Source organism: Christiangramia sabulilitoris, from assembly GCF_007050985.1.
Lineage (GTDB): Bacteria > Bacteroidota > Bacteroidia > Flavobacteriales > Flavobacteriaceae > Christiangramia > Christiangramia sabulilitoris.
The window spans coordinates 659,952-679,531 of the sequence record NZ_VHSF01000001.1 but is presented as its reverse complement, the minus strand read 5'-3'; the positions used below and the strand labels follow the sequence as shown (position 1 = coordinate 679,531).

The following is a 19,580-nucleotide window of genomic DNA, read 5'->3' as shown; positions in this document are numbered from 1 at the left end:
TACGTGCGTTGAAATACTGTTAAATTTGAATTAGCCAAAATAAAATTTTACACATTCTGCAAACGCATCAGCAAAAGGGAGATGACTCCTTTTTTTAATTTTCTGGATACCAGTTCATCAATTCAACCTCTATAGCTGCATTCCCTTTATTCACCAGTTTTTTAAATTCTTCTATATCTGCAAATCCTTCTTTTCCCCGATAATGATAGGGTATTACTTTTTTGGGCTTAAAGGCCAGTACACCTTCGGCAGCCTGGTCCACTGGCATGGTATAGGGTAAATTCATAGAAACCAGTGCGATATCGATATTTTTAAGGTCACGCATTTCCGGAATATCTTCGGTATCCCCAGATATGTACAGCCTCTGGCCGTTTTTTTCTATTACATAACCATTCCCCCGACCTTTTACATGCATTGCATCTTTAGTTTCCGGAATATTGTACATCGGGATAGCTTCAATTTTGAAACCTTTAATTTCTGTACTTTCACCATTATTAATAACCACCAGGTTTGCTTGTAACTCTTCTGGAAGTTTTTCCTGCACCGCCTTTGGTACAACGATCTTTGTAGAACCAAGGTCGAGAGCATTTAAAGTTTCTGCATTCATATGGTCTCCATGAATATCTGTTACCAGAATGAAATCTGGCTTTTCCATTCCTGAAAAAGCATTTGCTCCCCCGGTGGGATCTGTGTAGAATACTGTATCATCCCATTTAAATACCCCGGTGGCATGAGAAACAGGGGTAATCTCAATTTTCAGGGAATCAGTTTTATTAATAATCCCGGCAGAGACTTCTTCCTGAGGCACTTCTTCAGAAATAAGCTTTTTATCTGATCCTGCTTCATTTTTGCAGCTGGATAGTAAAATTCCAACTGTTAGTAAAGCTGCTATTCTTTTCATGATCTCTAATTTTCCTTAAAAATAGGAAAGGAAAAAAGGAGACATTACCTAATTAGTAAATCTTTAGGAAAGGTTTAATTTCATTTTAATATCTCCCCGGGAATAGGGGTTGTCCTCCTCGATAGGGATTTCAAAAAATCCATACTTTTTGTAAAGGTGAATCGCATTTTCGAGTTTTCGGTTTGAATAGATGATCAAATGATCCCAACCTTGATTACGGGAATATTCCAGGGTATACCGCATTAGCTTATGACCGATCTTTTTATTGCGATGTTCTGGTTTCACTGCCATTTTGGTAAGCTCAAAAACATGGTCCTGTATCTTCATTAAAGCGACGCAACCGAGGATAATATCTTCCTCCCTGGCAAATAAGATCATGCCACCAGGTTTGATGATATGTTTTTCTGGCATACCCAAAACTTCTTCGTCATGAGGTTCAACCCAGAAGAACTCCTTTAGCCAGTAAATATTCATTTCCCTGAATTCTTCAGAATATTCCGGTTTCCATTCTACGATCTCCATCGACTTGATTTTTGCGTAAAACTATTAAATATTTGGAAAAGACGGTTTCGAATGGTCTTTGCAAATTCTTTTATATTTATAATTTATTTGATTATTCGCTTGATACTTTAAGCTGTGGAATATGCTAAAGCACCCTTTTAATTCTGCCGGACAATCAAAAATTATTTATAGAAATATAAAATATGGAAAACCTGGAATTATATATTGAGTATACTGCCCGAATCATTGAAGTTGGAGGTATTCTTACTATTTTGGTAGGAACCCTGATGGCTTTGGGTAAGTTTATTTTTTCATTACAAAAAGGCGGGCAACGATCTTACCGGCTTTTGCGGCAGGAACTGGGAAAAGCTATTCTATTGGGCCTGGAGATCCTGGTAGCGGCAGATATCATTGCAACGGTGGTCACAGAACCTACCATGGATAAAGTCCTTACCCTGGGAGTCATAGTACTTATAAGAACTTTTCTAAGCCTATCAATTGAATTGGAAATAGAGGGTAGATTTCCCTGGCAAAGAAAGGAGAAGGATGCCAGGCTGGACCAAGAATCATGATCCTGCTCTGGTAAAATCACTTATAAAATAAGCGAGAGCCTTACCCACATTAAATGTTTTTTGCCCGGATGGCGCGGCTTCACAAATATGAAAATAAACACAATTATTATTTGCTGATACAATCTTTATAAATTGCCTGATCTGTTCCAGGGTGAAACCGGTAGGAGATTGGGCACTGCTGGGAAAATTTGCGATTGCATCGCAATCAAGTTCGAATCCAAATTTATGTTTATCCAGGTTTGAAAGGTTTTCCCTGAAATCCTGAATAATATCTTCAGGTCTCATCATAAGATCTTCCCAAAGCCTGTATTGAAGATTTTCGGAAATCTCCATTTCTTTAAAAATATACTCCGGGGTATAATTCTTATGTAAGCCGTAAACCGAATATTTATTTAAAAATCCACCTTCTATAGCATAACTAAAACCATTTCCGCTGTGGCGATGTTCTAATTGTCGCAGATCTGTATGTGCATCAATATTCAGAATATTAACAGGGTTCTTCAAAGCTTTTGATGCACCTTTAATATTGCCGTAAGCATTATTATGTCCACCCCCAATAATAACCGGAATTTTACCATGGGACACAATCGTTTCTATAATATCTGCAACCAGGATATCTATTTGTTTGACCAGATCACCAAGCTTCCTGTGATAATTAGGGTCTGTACTGTCAATACTGGAAGCTTTCTGCATGAGTTCCCTGCAATCCAGTTCTCCCAGTACAATAAGATTTTCCGAGTCGTTAAAGCGATTTAGCTGGATATTGACCAAAGCGTTTAAACCAGCTTTCCAGGCTGCTGAAGTTCCTGCATTTCCATAATTGGCGCGAACGCCAATATCTTCAGGAATTCCTAATAATACAAACTTCGCCGGATGATGCTTTAGTTCTTCAGCTTTTTCAATAAACTGAAGCTTTTCTCCAAATTTAGTTTCCCCTTTTCGTTTGGCAATTAGTTTTTCTATATCTGCTTTCCGGTAAATCCTGATTCCTTCCATCTTAGATACTTTTTCCATTTATATAGACAGAATCAATAGAATTAGTGCCAAAGGCGTAAGGCAGATAGGTATAGCTGGGGATTTCTTTAGTGATGATGAAATTTGCCTTTTTTCCTTTGGTGATACTTCCGTGGGCCTCACTCAGGTCCATGGCATAAGCACCATTAATGGTCGCAGCATTGATCGCTTCCTCGGGTGTCATTTTCATTTTTATACAGGCCAGTGAAACCACCAGGTTCATATTTCCGCTGGGAGTACTTCCCGGGTTAAAGTCTGTAGCCAGGGCCAGGGGCAAACCGGCATTCAGGATTCTACGGGCAGGGGTGTAAGGTATACCCAGAAAAAGAGAACAGGAGGGAAGTGCAACGGGCATAGTTTCTTTTCCTTTCAAAATTTCTATATCATCCTCATTCATCACTTCCAGGTGATCTACGCTTAAAGCATTATGTTCCACACCTGCTTTTACCCCGCCAATGGCGTTAAATTGATTTACATGTATTTTTGGTCTGAGTCCATATTCTCCTGCAGCCTTTAAAAGTCTGTGTGTATCTTCCACTGTAAAATATCCTTTTTCGCAAAAAATGTCGATATATTCTGCCAGTTTCTGCGCAGCCACCTTTGGTAGAATTTCTTCGACAACCAGGTCCATGTAGGCCGTTGGATTCTCTTTGTACTCTTTTGGGATTGCATGCGCTCCAAGAAAGGTTGATTTAACTGGTAGGTCATAATTCTGTTTGAGTTTCCTGATGACCCGGAGCATTTTCAATTCAGCATCTTCAGTAAGGCCATAGCCAGATTTTATTTCAACCGCACCCGTACCAAGTTTTATAACTTCTTCCAGCCTTTGTGCAGATTGCCGGTAGATTTCCTCTTCTGAAGTTTCCTGAAGGGTTTTTGCGCTGTTCAGGATTCCGCCACCGCGATTCGCTATCTCTTCATAGCTTAAACCGTTTATTCGATCTGCAAATTCCTGCTCACGATTGCCGGCATAAACAATGTGAGTATGAGAATCACACCAGGTAGGTAAGACGATCTTACCGGAAGCATCAACTGTTTTATCTGCAGCTATTGCCGGCAGATTATCCATGGAACCATAACCTGCTATTTTATCATCCTCTATTTTAAGCCAGGCATTTTTAATACCGGGAAGTTCCTTCATTTCCTCTCCGGAAACTTTCAGAATTCCGGGTTCCCTCACCTGCAGAAGTTCCTTAATGTTAATTAGCAGTAATGTCATTTATATAATGGTTTTCTGGTTCAACAAATGCTAAAAGCAAATATATAAACTCAGCCATGAAATACGGTGGAGTTATAACCTCTTTAAAATAAAAGCTGCTTATCCCGGTATCAGGATAAGCAGCTTTAGATTACTATAAATGATCTATGAGTTGTCCTAATTGCTATAAAGTAAATTCTGCCAGCAATTTCTGAACTTCATAGATATCTACTTTCTTATTAAAACGCTTGGAAATAGATGGAGTCTGCTCGCCTGAGATCCATATCTTCAATTCGGCATCCAGATCAAAACTTCCGGCAGTTTCCACGCTAAACCGGGTAATACTTTTGTAAAGCACTGAAAAATATTCAATTTTATTACCGGTAAGACCCTGAACATCCACCAGAATAAGTCGCTTATTGGTGAAAATAAAAGTATCGCGAATGATCTTGAATCCGGTCTGAATCTCTTCAGAAGGAATTAATAATTTTCCATATTTCTCATGAAGTTGATCTTTTTCAATAGCTCCAGCATTTCCTAAAAGCGAAGAAAGTATACCCATATTTAGTTTTTAATAGATTTCATGTCTATTACAAATCTATACTTTACATCTGAATTCACCACACGCTCATAAGCTTCATTTATATTCTGAATATCGATCATTTCGATATCTGAAACTATATTATGCTCACCGCAGAAATCCAGCATTTCCTGCGTTTCCTTTATTCCGCCAATTAATGAACCTGCCAGTCTTTTTCTTCCCATTACTAGACCTCCACCGTGAATGTCTACCTCGTCTATGGCCCCTACAAGAGTCATAGTGGCATCACGTTTCAATAAACCGATATAGGGATTAGTATCATGACCTACCGGGACGGTATTTAATATAAAATCGAAGGTACCCTGATGTTTCTTCATATCCTCCTCATTTTTCGAGATGAGTACCGCATCTGCACCAAGTCTTTTAGCATCCTCTGCTTTCCCCGGTGAAGTTGTGATCATCACTACATGTGCGCCAAGGGCATGAGCAAATTTAACACCCATATGTCCAAGACCGCCAAGACCTACAACCCCAACTTTATCACCTTTTTTTACATTCCATTGTCTTAACGGGGACCAGGTGGTGATCCCTGCACATAATAAAGGTGCAACGGCTTTTGTATCCAGATTTTCCGGAACCTTAAGAACAAACTTTTCCTTAACAACGATCATTTCAGAATATCCTCCAAAGGTATGACCTCCAAGATGTTCATCTTTCCCGTTATAAGTAGCGACCATTCCGTTTTCGCAATATTGTTCCAGATCCTCTTTACAGGAATCACATTCCTGGCAAGAATCCACCATACAACCAACGCCTACGAGGTCACCTTTTTTATAGTTCTTTACATCTTTTCCTACTTCGGTCACCCGGCCTACGATCTCATGTCCCGGTACCACGGGATATTTACTGTTTCCCCAGTCGTTTCTTACCTGGTGAATATCACTGTGGCATACACCGCAGTAATCGATCTCAATCTTTACATCATCTGCTAATATTTCTCTTCTTTCAATATCGAATGGTTCCAGATCGGCATCATTCGACTTCGCTGCGTATGCATTTACATTCTTCATTTGGTCTTAATTTTCGTTAGAACTGAAAGTTACCCAAAAAATCAGGCAGTACCTGAGATATGTAGAAAGGTTTAACTTTTATTAACTTCTGTCCCGCTACAGGCAAGCACTAAAGAATGTCAAAATAATTTTACCAGAATTCTTAGTACATTAGGGCTCAATTTTTTTAATTTTTATTTATGAGCAATACCAAAGGTATCAACACTATTTGCACACATGTAGGAGAATTAAAGGACAATGAGTATAAGGGGGCAGTCTCTCCATTATACATGTCTACTTCTTATGCTTTTGAAGATGTTGAAACCAAAAGATATCCGCGTTATTTCAATACTCCCAATCAGGTTGGGCTGGCCAAGAAAATGGCGGCCCTGGAACATGGAGAAGCTTCTTTGATCTTTGGAAGTGGGATGGCTGCCGTAAGTACCTCTTTGATGGCTTTTCTGAAATCTGGGGACCACGTGGTTTTTCAGGATTCCTTATACGGCGGAACCAGCAACCTTGCTACTGAGGAGTTTGAAAAATTTGGAATAGAATACAGCTTTGCCAAAGATGCAAAGGCCGATTCTTTAAAAGCCGAAATAAAGCAAAATACGAAAGTGATCTATATCGAGACACCGTCCAATCCTTTGCTCAAGATTACCGATCTTGAAGCGGTGGCAAAAGTAGCCAGGGAACATGACCTCGTAAGTATGATCGATAATACATTTGCATCACCTGTAAATCAAAATCCTATAGATTTTGGAATTGACGTTGTGATTCATTCAGCTACAAAATATATGGGTGGGCACAGTGACATCCTCGCTGGTACGGTGATCTCTTCGGAAGAGAATATCGAAAGGATCTTCCATATGGCCAAGAATTTTGGAGGCAGCCTTAGTGATTATACCGTGTGGCTACTGGAACGCAGTATTAAGACCATGGGGATAAGGGTAAAAGCTCAAAACGAAAATGCCATGAAACTGGCTGAATTTTTAAGTTCTCATGAACAGGTAGCTAATGTGTATTATCCGGGTCTAAAACAACACCCCGATCATGAACTGGCGAAAAGGCAAATGAAGGGTTTTGGAGGGATGCTGTCTTTCGAGCTGGCAGAGAATATTGATGCATCTGCGTTCATGAAAGCATTAGAGCTCATAAAACCTTCAATGAGTCTGGCAGGGGTAGAAAGTACAATTCTGCTGCCATCTCAAACTTCACATGGGCTTTTAAGTGAGGAGGATAGAAGAAAACAGGGAATTAAGGATAACCTCTTAAGATTTTCAGTAGGAATTGAAGAAACAGAAGATCTTATAGCAGATCTTAGTCAGGCCATAGAAAAAACAAAGAAATAAAGAATCAGATTCAAAAGATATGAAATTAGATATACTGGCAGTAGGTTCTCATCCAGATGATGTGGAGTTGAGCTGCTCAGGAACCATCGCTAAAGAGATTGACCGGGGTAAAAAAGTGGGGATCCTGGATCTTACCAGGGGAGAATTGGGAACCAGGGGAACTGCCGAAATAAGGGACAGGGAAGCTAAAGCTGCAGCAGAGGTGCTTGGCGTGAAAATGCGTCACAATTTGGAATTCAGCGATGGATTCTTTGAGAATAATACCGCCCATAAGCTTGAGGTTATTAAAATAATAAGAAAATACAGGCCGGAGATCATTCTTTGCAATGCGGTAGAAGACCGGCATATAGACCATGGGAAAGGTGCGAAACTGGTGAGCGAAGCCTGCTTTCTAAGCGGATTGAGAAAGATCGAAACCATAATGGAAGGGAATAGACAGGAAGCATGGAGACCTAAACATGTATTTCATTATATCCAGTGGAAAAACCTGAAACCAGATTTTGTGGTAGATATTTCGGGATATCTCGATAAAAAATTAGAATCGGTTCTGGCCTATAGATCACAGTTCTTTGACGAGAACAGTAAGGAACCAGAAACCCCGATTTCCAGTAGTAACTTTCTGGATAGCATAACTTACCGTGCTCAGGACATGGGTAGACTGATCAACACTCAGCATGCCGAGGGCTTTACCGTGGAGAGAAATGTCGCGGTAGATTCGATATTTGATCTTATTTAATTGAAATTTTTTCTTTGCGAAATAGTTGAAATAACTTACATTTGCATCCGCTAATCAAATGGTGGTTGTAGCTCAGCTGGTTAGAGCGCCGGATTGTGGTTCCGGAGGTCGCCGGTTCGAAACCGGTCTTCCACCCAGAAGCAGAAGCCTCTCTGAAAAGAGAGGCTTTTTTTGTGGAATAAAATGAAAAAGATAGATAGGTAAGACCGGTGAGAAGCCTGTATTGAGCGAGGTCGAAGTGAAACCGGTCTTCCACCCAGAAGCAGAAGCCTCTCTGAAAAGAGAAACTTTTTTTGTGGAATAACTTTACCGTCAAGCTGTCCCGAGGCACAGGGAGTTTCAGCTTTTGAGGTAGAAATAAATCCTGTAATAAATTCAGGATGAATTTTTATAAAATAAGTTTTAGGGAATAATTTCAGATTTCGTTTGATGAAATCCTATTTTTACAAAAATCATTTTTCAGCTATGAACTCCAGAGAAGATCAGCTTAAAGCATTCGATAGATTATTAACCATCATGGACGAACTCCGGGAACAATGCCCATGGGACCGTAAGCAAACCATGGAGTCGCTAAGACATCTAACTATTGAGGAAACCTACGAACTTGGCGATGCGATCCTGGATAAGGATATGCAGGAGATCAAAAAGGAACTGGGAGATGTTTTGCTGCATTTGGTCTTCTACGCCAAAATAGGCAGTGAAACCAATGATTTTGATATCGCAGATGTAGCAAATAGTATCTGTGATAAATTGATAGACCGGCATCCACATATCTATGGAGATGTTGAGGTGGCCGATGAAGAAGAGGTAAAAAAGAACTGGGAAAACCTGAAATTAAAAGAAGGTAAGAATAGTGTCCTGGAAGGAGTGCCAAGATCACTGCCCGCGATAGTAAAAGCTAACCGGATACAGGATAAAGTTGCCGGGGTAGGTTTCGACTGGGAGGAGCCACAACAGGTTTTTGAAAAATTAAAAGAAGAACTGGAGGAGTTGCAACATGAAGTAACTTTAGATAATAAGGATGAAATAGAGGCCGAATTTGGCGATGTTCTCTTCTCTATGGTTAACTATGCCCGTTTCCTTAAGGTAAACCCGGAGAACGCCCTGGAACGAACAAATAAGAAGTTTATTAAACGCTTCCAGTACCTTGAGGAAAAAGCGAAGGAGAGAAACAAAGCTTTAAAGGATATGACCCTGGCTGAAATGGATTTCTTTTGGAACGAAGCGAAAAAACAGTGATCAGGCAGAAAAAACAATAAAATCTTTAAGTATCGCCACGCCAGAGTAATCAAGGTTGTGGCTTATCCATTCCAGTGTTTTTCTGTTATAAAAGAAGACATGAGTTAAGTCATTTTTATAATGCCAATCCTGGAATTCTACAGACTCTTTCCATACCTCGGTTTTGCAATATAATTTGCCATGCTCCTTGAGCAGTGAGCGTAATAATTTAAATTCCTGCAGAGGGTTTTTGAAGTGTTCCATCACTTCACAGCAAACTATAAAATCGAATTTCTTCTTGAGGGCACTTCTGTTTGGGTTAAAAAAAGGATCGTATAGTTCCAGGGTATAACCACTTTTTCTTAGCTCTGTGGTGATCACCGGCCCGGTACCGCATCCAAAATCAAGGCCGCTGGAATTACGGTCAAAATCTGCCCGGATTCTTTTTACGATAGGGGAAACAAAATGAATATATCCCGGGTCGTTAACATCGTTGTTATGCAGACTGTATCTGAATTTTTCTGCCTGTGGTGAAAGATAAAATTTTGGGGAAAGTAAAATTGCCCTGCAACTTACACATTGCAAATATTCCCGTTCCTTAACCGTCTGGAACTTCCGGGTTTCGCAATTGCATAAACTGCAAGGCATTTCCATGTTTTAGTATAAAGACTTGATCTTTCTGAGTTTCTCTTTCCAGACCTCCAGATCTGCCTTATGATTTTCTATGTTCTTATGAACGTCCTGTACCAATGGATTTTTATCATCCACATTAGAAAAGAATTGCAGGTTATTTTCCAGTTGCCTTATCTCGGCCTTGGTTTCCTCTATCTTTTTAGTTAAGAAATAATGTTCGTTTCTAATTTTCTTATCATCATCGGCATTATCCAGGGCCTGAACTTTATTCTCATATTTCATCATTTCAGCCTTAGTATTATCAATATCCATTTTCTTGAATAATTGATCCAGGGCCTTGTTGAATTTACCTTCAATAAATCGTTTGTTGTAAGGGATTTTCCCAACCTCTTTCCAGGCATTGATCTGCTCCTTGATCTTTGGAAGATCTTCCTTTTTATTCCCACTTAATTCAATAGCTTTTACCTTATCCAGGATCTCTTTCTTCTTTTCAAAAGCTTCAATCTCTTCCTTATTATCTTCGTTGCGCTGGGCGTGCATACGATCGAAGTAATGATTACAGGCTTTTTTGAATTGCTTCCAGACCTTATCACTATCCTTTCTGGGCACATGACCTATTTTCTTCCAGTCTGCCTGGATCTTTTTCATTAATGGAGTGACGGTTTTAAAATCATCACTATCCTTATTATCCTCTGCGATCTGGATAAGTTCTTTCTTCTTTTCCAGGTTTTCGTATTGCTGCTTCTTCAGATTCTTATAAAAAGCATTCTTCTTTCGGTTGAACTTTCTAACATTCTCTTTAAAGACATTCCAGGTTTCCTGGTTTTTACTCCTGGGAACCTTGCCGGCATTAAAAAATTCTTCCCGAAGGGCTTCGATCTCCTTGATTTTTTGCTGCCATTTATTATGACTGTCAAAATCCTCCTGCGCGATTTCCCTGATCTTATCTATGATCTCTCTTTTGCGCTCCCAGTTCTTTTCATATTCCTCATCCAGCTGGTTGAAATATTCCTGCCTCTTATCATGAATTTTCTTAGTGGCATTACTGAATCTTTCCCAGATATCTTCCCGGTATTCTTTGGCGACAGGACCAAGTTCTTCCTTCCACATCTTATGCAACATTTGAAGTTCCCGGAAAGCACGGTTGGTATTTTCCTCCTGCACCAGCTCTTCTGCGCGGTCTATAACCTTTAACTTTTGCTCAAGATTATGTTTAAAATCCAAATCTCTGAATTCCCTGTTCAAATGAAGAAAATCATAGAAATTCTCTACATGATGGTGATAGGTGTTCCAGACATTATTGTATTTGTCCCGGGGGATTGGCCCGGCCGTACGCCATTTTTCCTGGATCTCTTTAAAATGATTATAGGTGGTGTTGATGTTTTCTTCAACACCCAGTAAACCTTTTAGCTCTTCAATAAGATCCAGTCTTTTTTGAAGATTTTCATTAAGGTCCTTTTTAAGTCTCTTGTAATAGTCGTTTCTTTTCTCCTTATAATCGAAATAAAGAGAACTAAACCGCTTTTTCAGCGGAGTAGAGTAGTGGAAATCGATGATATTGCCGCCATCTGCAAGAAAATCTTCTTTCTTTTCTTCCATTTCCTCATCAAACTTGGCATTGAATTCTGAGCGGATCTCTGCTACATGCTCTTTGATCGCCTGGACTTTCTCATTTTTCAGAAGTTTTTCCAGCTCATCTGCCAGCGCCTCCATGGTCATGGAGTGATAATCCTTTTTCTCTATATCATGGCGCTCATTGGCACTTTCATCTTCACTGTCTTCGGCCACGGCACTTTCCATATCCTCCTCATGGTTATTGCCGCTAGTTCTTTTATGTTCTCCAACCACAGCCTCGGCTATATCACTATCCAGGTCTTCGTCATCATCATCATCTTCTACAACCTGATTTTTTGAAGCAGATTCTGAAACCATGGCATCTTCATGATCTGTAGATTCTGAAATCTTCTTTTCTTTTTTTTGCTTCTCTTCCGTATCTTCTTTGGCTATTTTCGGCTCCTTGAAAAATGGATTTTCCACTTCCTGATCTTCCTCGATATCCATATATGGATCACTTTCAGGATCTTCTTTCTCGCGTGACTTTTGATCTGAAGTTGCCTGCCCGGAAGCCGATTCGTCCAGCATGGCATCTTCATGATCTGTGCTGTCTTCTTTCACTGCAGAATCTGAATCTACCCCTTTATCTGAAGTGTTCTTAGTATTTTCTTTTGATTGGTCACCAACAGACTCTGTCGACATCTTTTCCTTATTCTCCTCTAAAGAGTTTTCATCCGACTTTTTTGCGCCAATTGGCTTATTAGGGTCTTCGGAAGAAAGCTCCTTTTTCTTGTTCTCATTTTCTTGCTGTGACATATATTTCAATGTTAGGGTTCCTCAAAATCTATTATTTCTGAAAGATAACAACTCCCCTAAAATTGGACAAGCGAATGGTTTTATTTATATGGCCGGAATCAGGTATTTATTGGGTTTATTCAGGAATTCCAAATATCCCAGGCGCGTTCTGCCTGAAACTTTAACATCTCCAGACCATTCAAGGTTTCTGCACCATTATCTGCAGCTAACTTCATAAATTGAGTCACGGCGGGATTATAAATAAGGTCAAAAACAAGATGTTCACTGGTGATGTGCTGATATGGGATCTCTGGAGAGGCATTTACCTCAGGAAAGGTTCCCAGCGGGGTGGTATTTACTATCAGCAGATATTTATTGAGGATGTCTTTATCGAGTTCATCATAAGATAACCTGGCATTCCCGGGCTTACGGGAAACGAACTTATAATTAATGTCGAGAATATCCAGGGCATAAGCAACCGCCTTGGAGGCTCCACCTGTTCCAAGAATAAGTGCAGATTTATGTTGCGGCTTTAAGCCAGGCTTTAATGCTTCCAGAAATCCCCAGTAATCGGTGTTATGACCGGTCAGGCTTCCGTCTCTTTCAAATTTGATTGTATTTACTGCCTGTATCTTTTTTGCGTGTGGATCCAGGTGATCCAGATAGGGAATGATCGCTTCTTTATAAGGAATGGTGACATTGAGCCCGGCAATCACATTGTTTTGTATCACTTGCTGAAACTGCTCAATTTCAGGAATGTCAAAATTGCGGTATTTATCTTCTAAATATTCTTTCCTGAATTTGTCAGAAAAATACTTTCTGGAAAAAGAATAGTCTATATTTTTTCCAATAAGACCAAAGGTTCTCATCGCGCGGAATTTTTATTTTCATACCAGGCCAGTCCCAATACGATAAATATACCTATCAATATAAAGAATATAGCCAGCCAGGTTTCACCAAGATCAAATTGAGGAAAATAACGGTCATAATTATCAATGATCTTATTGCCCTCGCGATCAATTAATACTTCCCCTTCCTTATTCAGTTTAAAGATCTTTTCTTTCCAGGGCCAGACAACCCCTAAAGATCCTGTGATAAAGCCAATGATCATGGCATAGGTCTGCTTTTTTCTTTTCTTCAGGACATAACCCAGCAGGTGCGAAAGTGAGACCAGCCCGGCAAGGGAGCCCGTGGCAAAAACCATGAGCACCTGTAGCATTCTCATTCTTTCGGCATTATCCAGGAAGTCAAAATCCAGAACGAAAATTTCAGCTATGGTATCGTACAGGGCATTTACTGAATCTACAAGCAGCAGAACATAATTACCCAGGAGTATTAGGATAAAACTGCCCGATAATCCTGGCAGGGTCATTCCAGATACACTTATCATTCCGCAGACAAAAACGAACCAGAGATTATCATTTTCACGTGCAGGTTCCAGAAAACTTATTCCTATACCTGCGATGATTCCAAGAATGGCAAAAACAATGGAATTTTTGTCCCATTCATCAAAATCCCGGCTTATATAGTAAATAGACCCTATGATCATCCCAAAAAAGGAAGACCATACATATAATTCATAATGAATAATTAGATAATCCAGGATCTTGGATACGCTAAAATAACTAATAAGCATCCCCAGGATTAACAATACCAGGAATTTCCCATTTGTATATCTGTATAAGCTGCTGAATCTGCCTGAGATGAGCAGTTTAAAAGCTTTAAGATTTATTTTTTGAAGGGAATAAATGAATTCCTCATAAAAACCCGCAACAAAAGCAACCACACCGCCAGAGACTCCCGGAACCTTATTCGCCGCGCCCATAGCAAGACCCTTAAGAACAAGCAGGATCTTATCTGTGAATGTCCTAGTTTGCTGCATCTGGAATATCAGAGTTTTTACCGGCTACCATTTCAAGAATGATAATGAGGAGAAATCCTGCCAGCATCAATAAGATCGACCAGAGGGTTTGAGGATCTCCATCGAAATTCCATGGTAGCACAGAGGTATCGCTTATTACTACTTCCTTTTCGCCATAAGTCTCGGTTTCCAGAACTTTTTTCCAAGGCCAGATCTTATTCAGGGAACCAGCGATAAAACCGGTAAGAACGGCGAGGGTAATATTGCTATAATGTACAAAAAGCCACTTCAGGACCTTGGAAAAAGTAAGTAAGCCAAAGACAGCTCCCAGTCCCACGATACCTAAGGTCTTAACGTCAAAATCATGGGCCGCTTCAGTAACAGATTTATAAGCACCAAGCAGTACTAATATAAACGCTCCAGAGATTCCCGGAAGGATCATAGCACAAACCGCTATGGCACCAGCGAAAAACAAAAACAGGTAACTTGTGTTAGCAGAAAGAGGTGGTAGGCTTACGATATAAAAAGCTACAGCAGCACCCAGCACCAGGGCCAGGATTATCTTAAAATTCCATTTGGGGATCTGTTTGGCTACAAACCAGATACTGGCTATAACCAGTCCAAAAAAGAAAGACCAGATGAGAACAGGATGATTTTCAAGCAGGTAATTTGCCAGGCGCATCACCGTAAAAATGCTGATAAGAATTCCGCTGAAAAGGGCAAGAATAAAATTCCCGTTCAACTCCTGCCACATGGCCGAAAAACCTCTTTCTTTCCAGGTGGTCAAAAGCGATGGATTCACACCGCTTATGGTAGAGATTAATTCCTCATAGATCCCTGAAATGAATGCGATCGTACCTCCCGATACCCCGGGAACCACATCTGCAGCACCCATGGCCATTCCCTTAAAAGTCACCTTTAGGTAATCCAAAAAACTTCGTTGCATCTGGCTCTTTTATCAATTCGCCCAAAGGTAGCAAAATTACTAAGAGAGCTTAACGAAGGAATTTATAATTTGTTTTACGCTTTTACGGTCAAAAATATTAGGAAATAGCTCCTCGATAATAATATAATATTCAGAATCTATCTTCAGGCCATTGTTTAAATGGAAGTATCCTTTTTCACCTTTGTTGGTAAGGAAAAATAAACCTGCCAGGCGGTATTCAATTTCCGCGGTATTAGGGTAAAATTCCAGTGCCTGCAACATACTGCTTATGGCAGTTTCATACTCGCCTAAGCCAACCAGAATATCACATCTTTTGATCCAGGTTTCCAACTCATAATTTCCCAGGTCAAGGCTCTTTTTATAACCCTGTTCGGCTTCTTCGAAGAAATTTAGCCTGCTGTTTATCTTTGCATACCTTTTCCAGTAAAGCACATTCTCTTCATCAATATTAATTGCTTTGTTGATGTAATAAAGCGCCTTCTGAAAATTTAGTTTTTTAATGTAGAAATCGGTGATCGCGATCCAGCCTTTATCTAGCAAAGGATCTTCATGCACCGTTTGTTTGTAGTTCTTGAGCGCCAGGTCTTCACAACCTAGTTTTTCAAAACATTTACCTATCCTCAAATAGGCAAAGGAAGTTGGGTCATCAAGCTCCAGGGTAATATTATAGTTTTCTATAGCTTCGTTATAGCGCTTAAGTTTCTCCAGTACTTTTCCTTTTTCAAGATAAGCTCCAACAAACCTGTCATCACTAATAATCGCGAAATCAAAGGCAGCCAGTGCTTTACTGTAATCTTTAAGGTCAAAATACTGCTTACCTACCTGGTGCCAGGCAACTTCACAATAGGGATTTTTATTGAGGTATAAATTCAGATAATCAATTGCTTCAGTTTTCTGGTCCAGAAAATCGAAACAATACATGATATTATATAAAGCTGAATAGTCCTCTTCATCTGCCTCCAGGCATTTCATAAAACTATATTTCGCATTCTCAAAATCTTCCAGAAAGAGATATTCCATCCCTATAAGGGAGAAAATTTCAGCATCTTCCAGGGTGATCTCAAGTGCTGCCTGAAGCATGGTAATAGCCTCGGCATGCATATCCCTTTTAGAATATATCTGCGCCTTCTGAATATAGATTTCCTCATTCGAGGTCTCTAATTCTTTAAGTTCGTTTAAGATCCCATCGGCAAGGTCCAGTTTATCTTCAAAAACAAGGATCTCTACCTTAAACAACCTAAGGTTTACCGAAGTAGGATGTTGGGCAAGGCCCATTTTCACCGCCTTTTTGGCCAGGGCTATCTTGCCGTTTTCCAGGTAGTGATTGATAATGTTTTCAAATTCGTTCGAATCAAAAAATAAAACATCATTGGTTTTAAGCATGGATTCAAAGCGGGAAAGTGAGAAATTATCTTCTTCGTTATGGCTTAGTTGCATAAGAGAGTGATTAAGGGATTTCTACTGTACTAAAGTTATAAATGATTAAAAGCGATTTGGGAATGACAGTTGATTGTTGTTAACAAATTAATTAACATTCCTTTATAATTTACTCTATCTCCCTGAGTATGTCAACAATAATGCCACAACCTTTCAATATTTCTTGGTCAGTGATGGTTAGGGGCGGAGTTAGCCGTACGGCCCGTTTCTCGAAAAGAAGCCAGAAAAGAATAAGTTGTGACTCCTTGGCTTTCAGGACAAGTTGATCGGCAATTTCGGCAGATTTCATGATCAACGCAAGCATTAATCCTTTTCCCCTGATTTCTGTTATTAGTGGATGTTGAAGGTTTTTTCTTATTAATTCTTCTTTTTCGAGGGTTCTTTTGATGAGATTGGTTTCAGTAATCTCTTTTAAAGTGGCTAAGGCGGCGGCGGCGATAAGCGAATTGCCGCCAAAAGTGGTAATATGCCCTAACTTGGGATTATCCATCAAAAGATCCATTAGATCTTCTGAAGCTGAAAAAGCACCAATAGGTAAACCACCGCCCATTCCTTTTCCCATAACCACGATATCTGGCACTATCCCAAAATTCTGAAAACCGAAAAGCTCTCCTGTCCTTCCAAAACCGGGTTGAATTTCATCAAGGATCAGCAAGGCACCTACTTCCTCGCATCTGGTTTTTACCTTTTTGAGATAGTCGTTGCCAGGCATTATAAAACCGGCCCCTCCCTGTATGGTTTCCAGGATCACCGCTGCAGTTGAAGAGGTTATAGAAGCTATATGATCAATATTATTGAATTCTATAAAGGATATATTACCAACCAGCGGACGAAAAGGTTTTACTCTTTCCTCGAAATCCATCAGGCTTAAAGATCCCATCGTGTTACCGTGATAGGCACCTTTAGCAGCAATGATCTCTGATCTGCCGGTGGCACGCCGGGCAAGTTTCATCGAACCTTCTATAGCCTCGGTCCCGGAGTTCACCAAGTAAGTCTTATTCAAGGGGTCTGGTAAATGTTCTGAAAGTAGTTTGCTGAGTTCTACAGCTGGTTTTTGAGCATATTCACCATAGACCATCACATGCAGGTATTTATCTGCCTGTTCTTTAATGGCATTGATTACCCGCGGGTGTGAATGCCCCAGGCTGCAGGCTGAGACCCCGGCTACAAAATCAAGGTGTTTTTTACCATCTGTGGTGATGATATATGAACCTTTCGCGTGGTCAACTTCCAAAGCCAGAGGATGTGGCGTAGTCTGCGCCTGATATTTTAAAAAATCTTCTTTCAATTTACTGAACCTTATCGGTTTGAATTTTTAAAGTGTCGGCCTTGTTTGGATTTATCTTTAAAGAATCAGATGATTTCCTGCTTTTAAATTTCAGTGAATCGATTTTCCTGTTCTTTAAAACTTTTGGATTCAATCTTGAATTCTTATCCAGCAGCAGGTCATCTTCGTCTCTTTCTTCAAAGAACTCTTCCGGCTCATCAGGTAAAGCGATACCCTGGATCTTCGTCAATTCGGGATCTTCCTCCCCGGCAAATAAACCTTCCTTATCGAGAATTCGCTCCTCTCCTCGCCAGTTGAATCCCTGGAGTCTTCGCGCATTTGGAGGAAATTCTTCTTCAGGAGTCAGTTTACCGTCAACCTGTCTGTAATAATAAATATCTGTCATCTGCTGATCTTCGAAGAATATTTCCACCGAGCTGGCCAGAGTTTTATTGATACCAATCAATTCCTGGTCATCATTTCGCATGTAATTCAGCGTTTCGGTATTTTTATCAATTACAACTCTTTCTAGCGCGTTATCTGTAAAGAATCCGGTTAATTCTTTCCCCTTCAATTGATTATAACCTTCAATACTATCCTTCTGGATAAGAAATGCATTATTAAAAACTCTTAAAGAGTCGAGTTGCTCAGTATTGGTATTGCTGTGTAAATGAATACTGTCGCCACTCATCTGGTTCAGCCCAGACCAAAGTACCGGTTTGGTACTTCCTTTACTGCTTAGATTGATCAATTTGGTAAGTCCCGATTGCTGGTCTGAGTATATCGAATCACTTTTCCCACTCATAGGATTTTGCCCGCTCTGGTCTTCCTTGAACATGCGCACGTTGTAGTAACCCCTGATTACCCTTTTTTCAGGTTTTCCCGTGACCATGATGGTGTCGCTATGGATAAATAATGTATCTCTTTCCTGAAGACTGGCGGCGAGAGCTCTTTTGGTAATAAATACAGAGTCTTTCTCCCGGTAAACTTCAGCATAATGCCCGGTGATCCTGCTGTTATTAATCGTGTCTATTACTTTGATGTTATTGGTAGCAGAAGCGAATTTTCTTTCCCGGTTAAAATAAAGACTGTCTCCTTTTAAGATACGGTTGTCATAGTTGATCTGAGAATTTTTTACAAAGTAACCATTATCTGCCCTGGTGTCGTAGAACCCTCTTTCACAGTAGACCGTGCTGGTCTCACTTTTTATGGTTGAAGGACCGTACAGGTAGGCATGCCCGCTTTCGGAATAAAAATCCAGTTGTTCAGAATTGATAGTATATTCCGGGTTGGTTACGACCACATTATATTTGAAACTATATTTATTTTCTTCCATGAAGTAGCGGCCTTCTGTACTGGTAAGGACGCTGGCGGTATCTGTTACTTTTCCACCGCTGCGGTAATAGGCTTGCTGTTTAAGACGGTCAAAGAATAAACTGTCTGTCTCCAGGGTGGTCTGAGGTCTTTTCATCTTAACATTTCCGCTGGCAAAAGCGAATTCGGTATTCCCGTTATATTCAGCATACTTACTGGTCATACTTACGCTGTCACCCTGCTGCATTCTAATATTACCATATGCCTTAAAGAAATTCGCTTTTTTATAAAAAACGGCATTATCGCACCACACTTCGATACCATCATGGTCAAAATATACCTGGTTTTCTATTCCGCTTAGAATCAGAGCTCCGGGATACCTTTCTTCATTTTTCAAAGTACGGTCTGAATCGTAATTGATCTCCTGATTTTTCTGGGCCAGGGCCGGGATGGAAATGAGAATAATTAATAGAAAGAAAAAGTAAGTTTTCAAAAAGCTGAATTTTCTTCAAAAGTAGTGATTTTACAATTATCCAATTCTGTTTATACAGCAGATTGGATATCGAAAATTAGGTCAGGACTCTTAACTAAAACATAATTAAATAGAAAAAGGCATAAATCCTTCCCAATTAAACCTGCCTTTAAGAGAATCTTAACCCTATTATCCAAACCATCGGCTTTTTAATCCCGT

General features: G+C 39.9%; 18 protein-coding genes and 1 tRNA gene. 5 read left to right on the top strand and 14 right to left on the bottom strand.

Annotated elements, in window-relative coordinates:
• Positions 1 to 94 precede the first annotated feature (94 nt).
• Both FGM01_RS03210 and FGM01_RS03205 read right to left on the bottom strand, forming a co-directional pair.
• Positions 95 to 901, bottom strand: a complete 807-nt coding sequence (locus FGM01_RS03210) for an MBL fold metallo-hydrolase (RefSeq protein WP_143409694.1) — start codon at positions 899 to 901, stop codon at positions 95 to 97.
• Positions 902 to 964: 63 nt separating this feature from the next.
• Positions 965 to 1,423, bottom strand: coding sequence for a GNAT family N-acetyltransferase (locus tag FGM01_RS03205; protein WP_143409693.1), 459 nt, complete (start codon positions 1,421 to 1,423; stop codon positions 965 to 967).
• A gap of 182 nt (positions 1,424 to 1,605) precedes the next feature.
• Here FGM01_RS03205 and FGM01_RS03200 point away from each other — a divergent pair, with 182 nt between their 5' ends.
• Complete coding sequence (locus FGM01_RS03200; RefSeq protein WP_143409692.1) at positions 1,606 to 1,974, top strand: DUF1622 domain-containing protein; 369 nt, start codon at positions 1,606 to 1,608, stop codon at positions 1,972 to 1,974.
• Here FGM01_RS03200 and FGM01_RS03195 read toward each other — a convergent pair.
• The 4 genes from FGM01_RS03195 to FGM01_RS03180 all read right to left on the bottom strand — a co-directional run bounded on the left by FGM01_RS03195 (position 1,969) and on the right by FGM01_RS03180 (position 5,797).
• On the bottom strand, positions 1,969 to 2,970 hold the full coding sequence (locus FGM01_RS03195; RefSeq protein WP_143409691.1) for a formimidoylglutamase: 1,002 nt from the start codon (positions 2,968 to 2,970) through the stop codon (positions 1,969 to 1,971). The genes FGM01_RS03200 and FGM01_RS03195 overlap by 6 nt on opposite strands.
• A 1-nt stretch (position 2,971) precedes the next feature.
• Positions 2,972 to 4,207 carry an imidazolonepropionase gene (gene hutI, locus FGM01_RS03190; RefSeq protein WP_143409690.1) on the bottom strand — a complete coding sequence of 412 codons (1,236 nt, stop codon included), beginning with the start codon at positions 4,205 to 4,207 and terminating at the stop codon, positions 2,972 to 2,974.
• 163 nt (positions 4,208 to 4,370) lie between these two features.
• On the bottom strand, positions 4,371 to 4,748 hold the full coding sequence (locus FGM01_RS03185) for a PH domain-containing protein (protein ID WP_143409689.1): 378 nt from the start codon (positions 4,746 to 4,748) through the stop codon (positions 4,371 to 4,373).
• A 2-nt stretch (positions 4,749 to 4,750) separates the two neighbouring features.
• Positions 4,751 to 5,797 (bottom strand): NAD(P)-dependent alcohol dehydrogenase, encoded by a 1,047-nt coding sequence (locus FGM01_RS03180; RefSeq protein WP_143409688.1) that lies wholly within the window; start codon positions 5,795 to 5,797, stop codon positions 4,751 to 4,753.
• Between the two features lie 179 nt (positions 5,798 to 5,976).
• Between FGM01_RS03180 and FGM01_RS03175 the strand changes: the two genes are divergently transcribed.
• The 4 genes from FGM01_RS03175 to mazG all read left to right on the top strand — a co-directional run bounded on the left by FGM01_RS03175 (position 5,977) and on the right by mazG (position 9,103).
• Positions 5,977 to 7,128, top strand: coding sequence for a trans-sulfuration enzyme family protein (locus FGM01_RS03175; protein WP_143409687.1), 1,152 nt, complete (start codon positions 5,977 to 5,979; stop codon positions 7,126 to 7,128).
• 19 nt (positions 7,129 to 7,147) lie between these two features.
• Positions 7,148 to 7,864, top strand: a complete 717-nt coding sequence (bshB1, locus tag FGM01_RS03170; protein ID WP_143409686.1) for a bacillithiol biosynthesis deacetylase BshB1 — start codon at positions 7,148 to 7,150, stop codon at positions 7,862 to 7,864.
• Between the two features lie 60 nt (positions 7,865 to 7,924).
• Positions 7,925 to 8,000 (top strand) — tRNA-His (locus FGM01_RS03165).
• 329 nt (positions 8,001 to 8,329) lie between these two features.
• Positions 8,330 to 9,103 carry a nucleoside triphosphate pyrophosphohydrolase gene (mazG, locus tag FGM01_RS03160; RefSeq protein ID WP_143410330.1) on the top strand — a complete coding sequence of 258 codons (774 nt, stop codon included), beginning with the start codon at positions 8,330 to 8,332 and terminating at the stop codon, positions 9,101 to 9,103.
• On the opposite strand, the gene FGM01_RS03155 is transcribed toward mazG, so the two are convergent.
• From FGM01_RS03155 to FGM01_RS03120, 8 genes are all read right to left on the bottom strand, one after another.
• Positions 9,104 to 9,730, bottom strand: a complete 627-nt coding sequence (locus FGM01_RS03155) for a class I SAM-dependent methyltransferase (RefSeq protein ID WP_143409685.1) — start codon at positions 9,728 to 9,730, stop codon at positions 9,104 to 9,106.
• 9 nt (positions 9,731 to 9,739) lie between these two features.
• Entirely contained in the window at positions 9,740 to 12,085 is a 2,346-nt protein-coding gene (locus tag FGM01_RS03150) for a DUF349 domain-containing protein (protein WP_143409684.1), read from the bottom strand.
• A 119-nt stretch (positions 12,086 to 12,204) separates the two neighbouring features.
• A complete protein-coding gene (locus tag FGM01_RS03145) occupies positions 12,205 to 12,933 on the bottom strand; it encodes a shikimate dehydrogenase family protein (protein WP_143409683.1) in 729 nt (242 codons plus the stop codon).
• Positions 12,930 to 13,946, bottom strand: a complete 1,017-nt coding sequence (locus FGM01_RS03140) for a DUF368 domain-containing protein (protein WP_143409682.1) — start codon at positions 13,944 to 13,946, stop codon at positions 12,930 to 12,932. The genes FGM01_RS03145 and FGM01_RS03140 overlap by 4 nt, the downstream gene beginning before the upstream one ends.
• Positions 13,933 to 14,871 (bottom strand): DUF368 domain-containing protein, encoded by a 939-nt coding sequence (locus FGM01_RS03135; protein ID WP_143409681.1) that lies wholly within the window; start codon positions 14,869 to 14,871, stop codon positions 13,933 to 13,935. The genes FGM01_RS03140 and FGM01_RS03135 overlap by 14 nt, the downstream gene beginning before the upstream one ends.
• 39 nt (positions 14,872 to 14,910) lie before the next feature.
• Entirely contained in the window at positions 14,911 to 16,308 is a 1,398-nt protein-coding gene (locus tag FGM01_RS03130) for a tetratricopeptide repeat protein (RefSeq protein WP_143409680.1), read from the bottom strand.
• Positions 16,309 to 16,417: 109 nt separating this feature from the next.
• Positions 16,418 to 17,596 (bottom strand): aspartate aminotransferase family protein, encoded by a 1,179-nt coding sequence (locus FGM01_RS03125; protein WP_143409679.1) that lies wholly within the window; start codon positions 17,594 to 17,596, stop codon positions 16,418 to 16,420.
• Between the two features lies 1 nt (position 17,597).
• Positions 17,598 to 19,382 (bottom strand): OstA-like protein, encoded by a 1,785-nt coding sequence (locus FGM01_RS03120; RefSeq protein WP_143409678.1) that lies wholly within the window; start codon positions 19,380 to 19,382, stop codon positions 17,598 to 17,600.
• Positions 19,383 to 19,580: the final 198 nt, after the last annotated feature.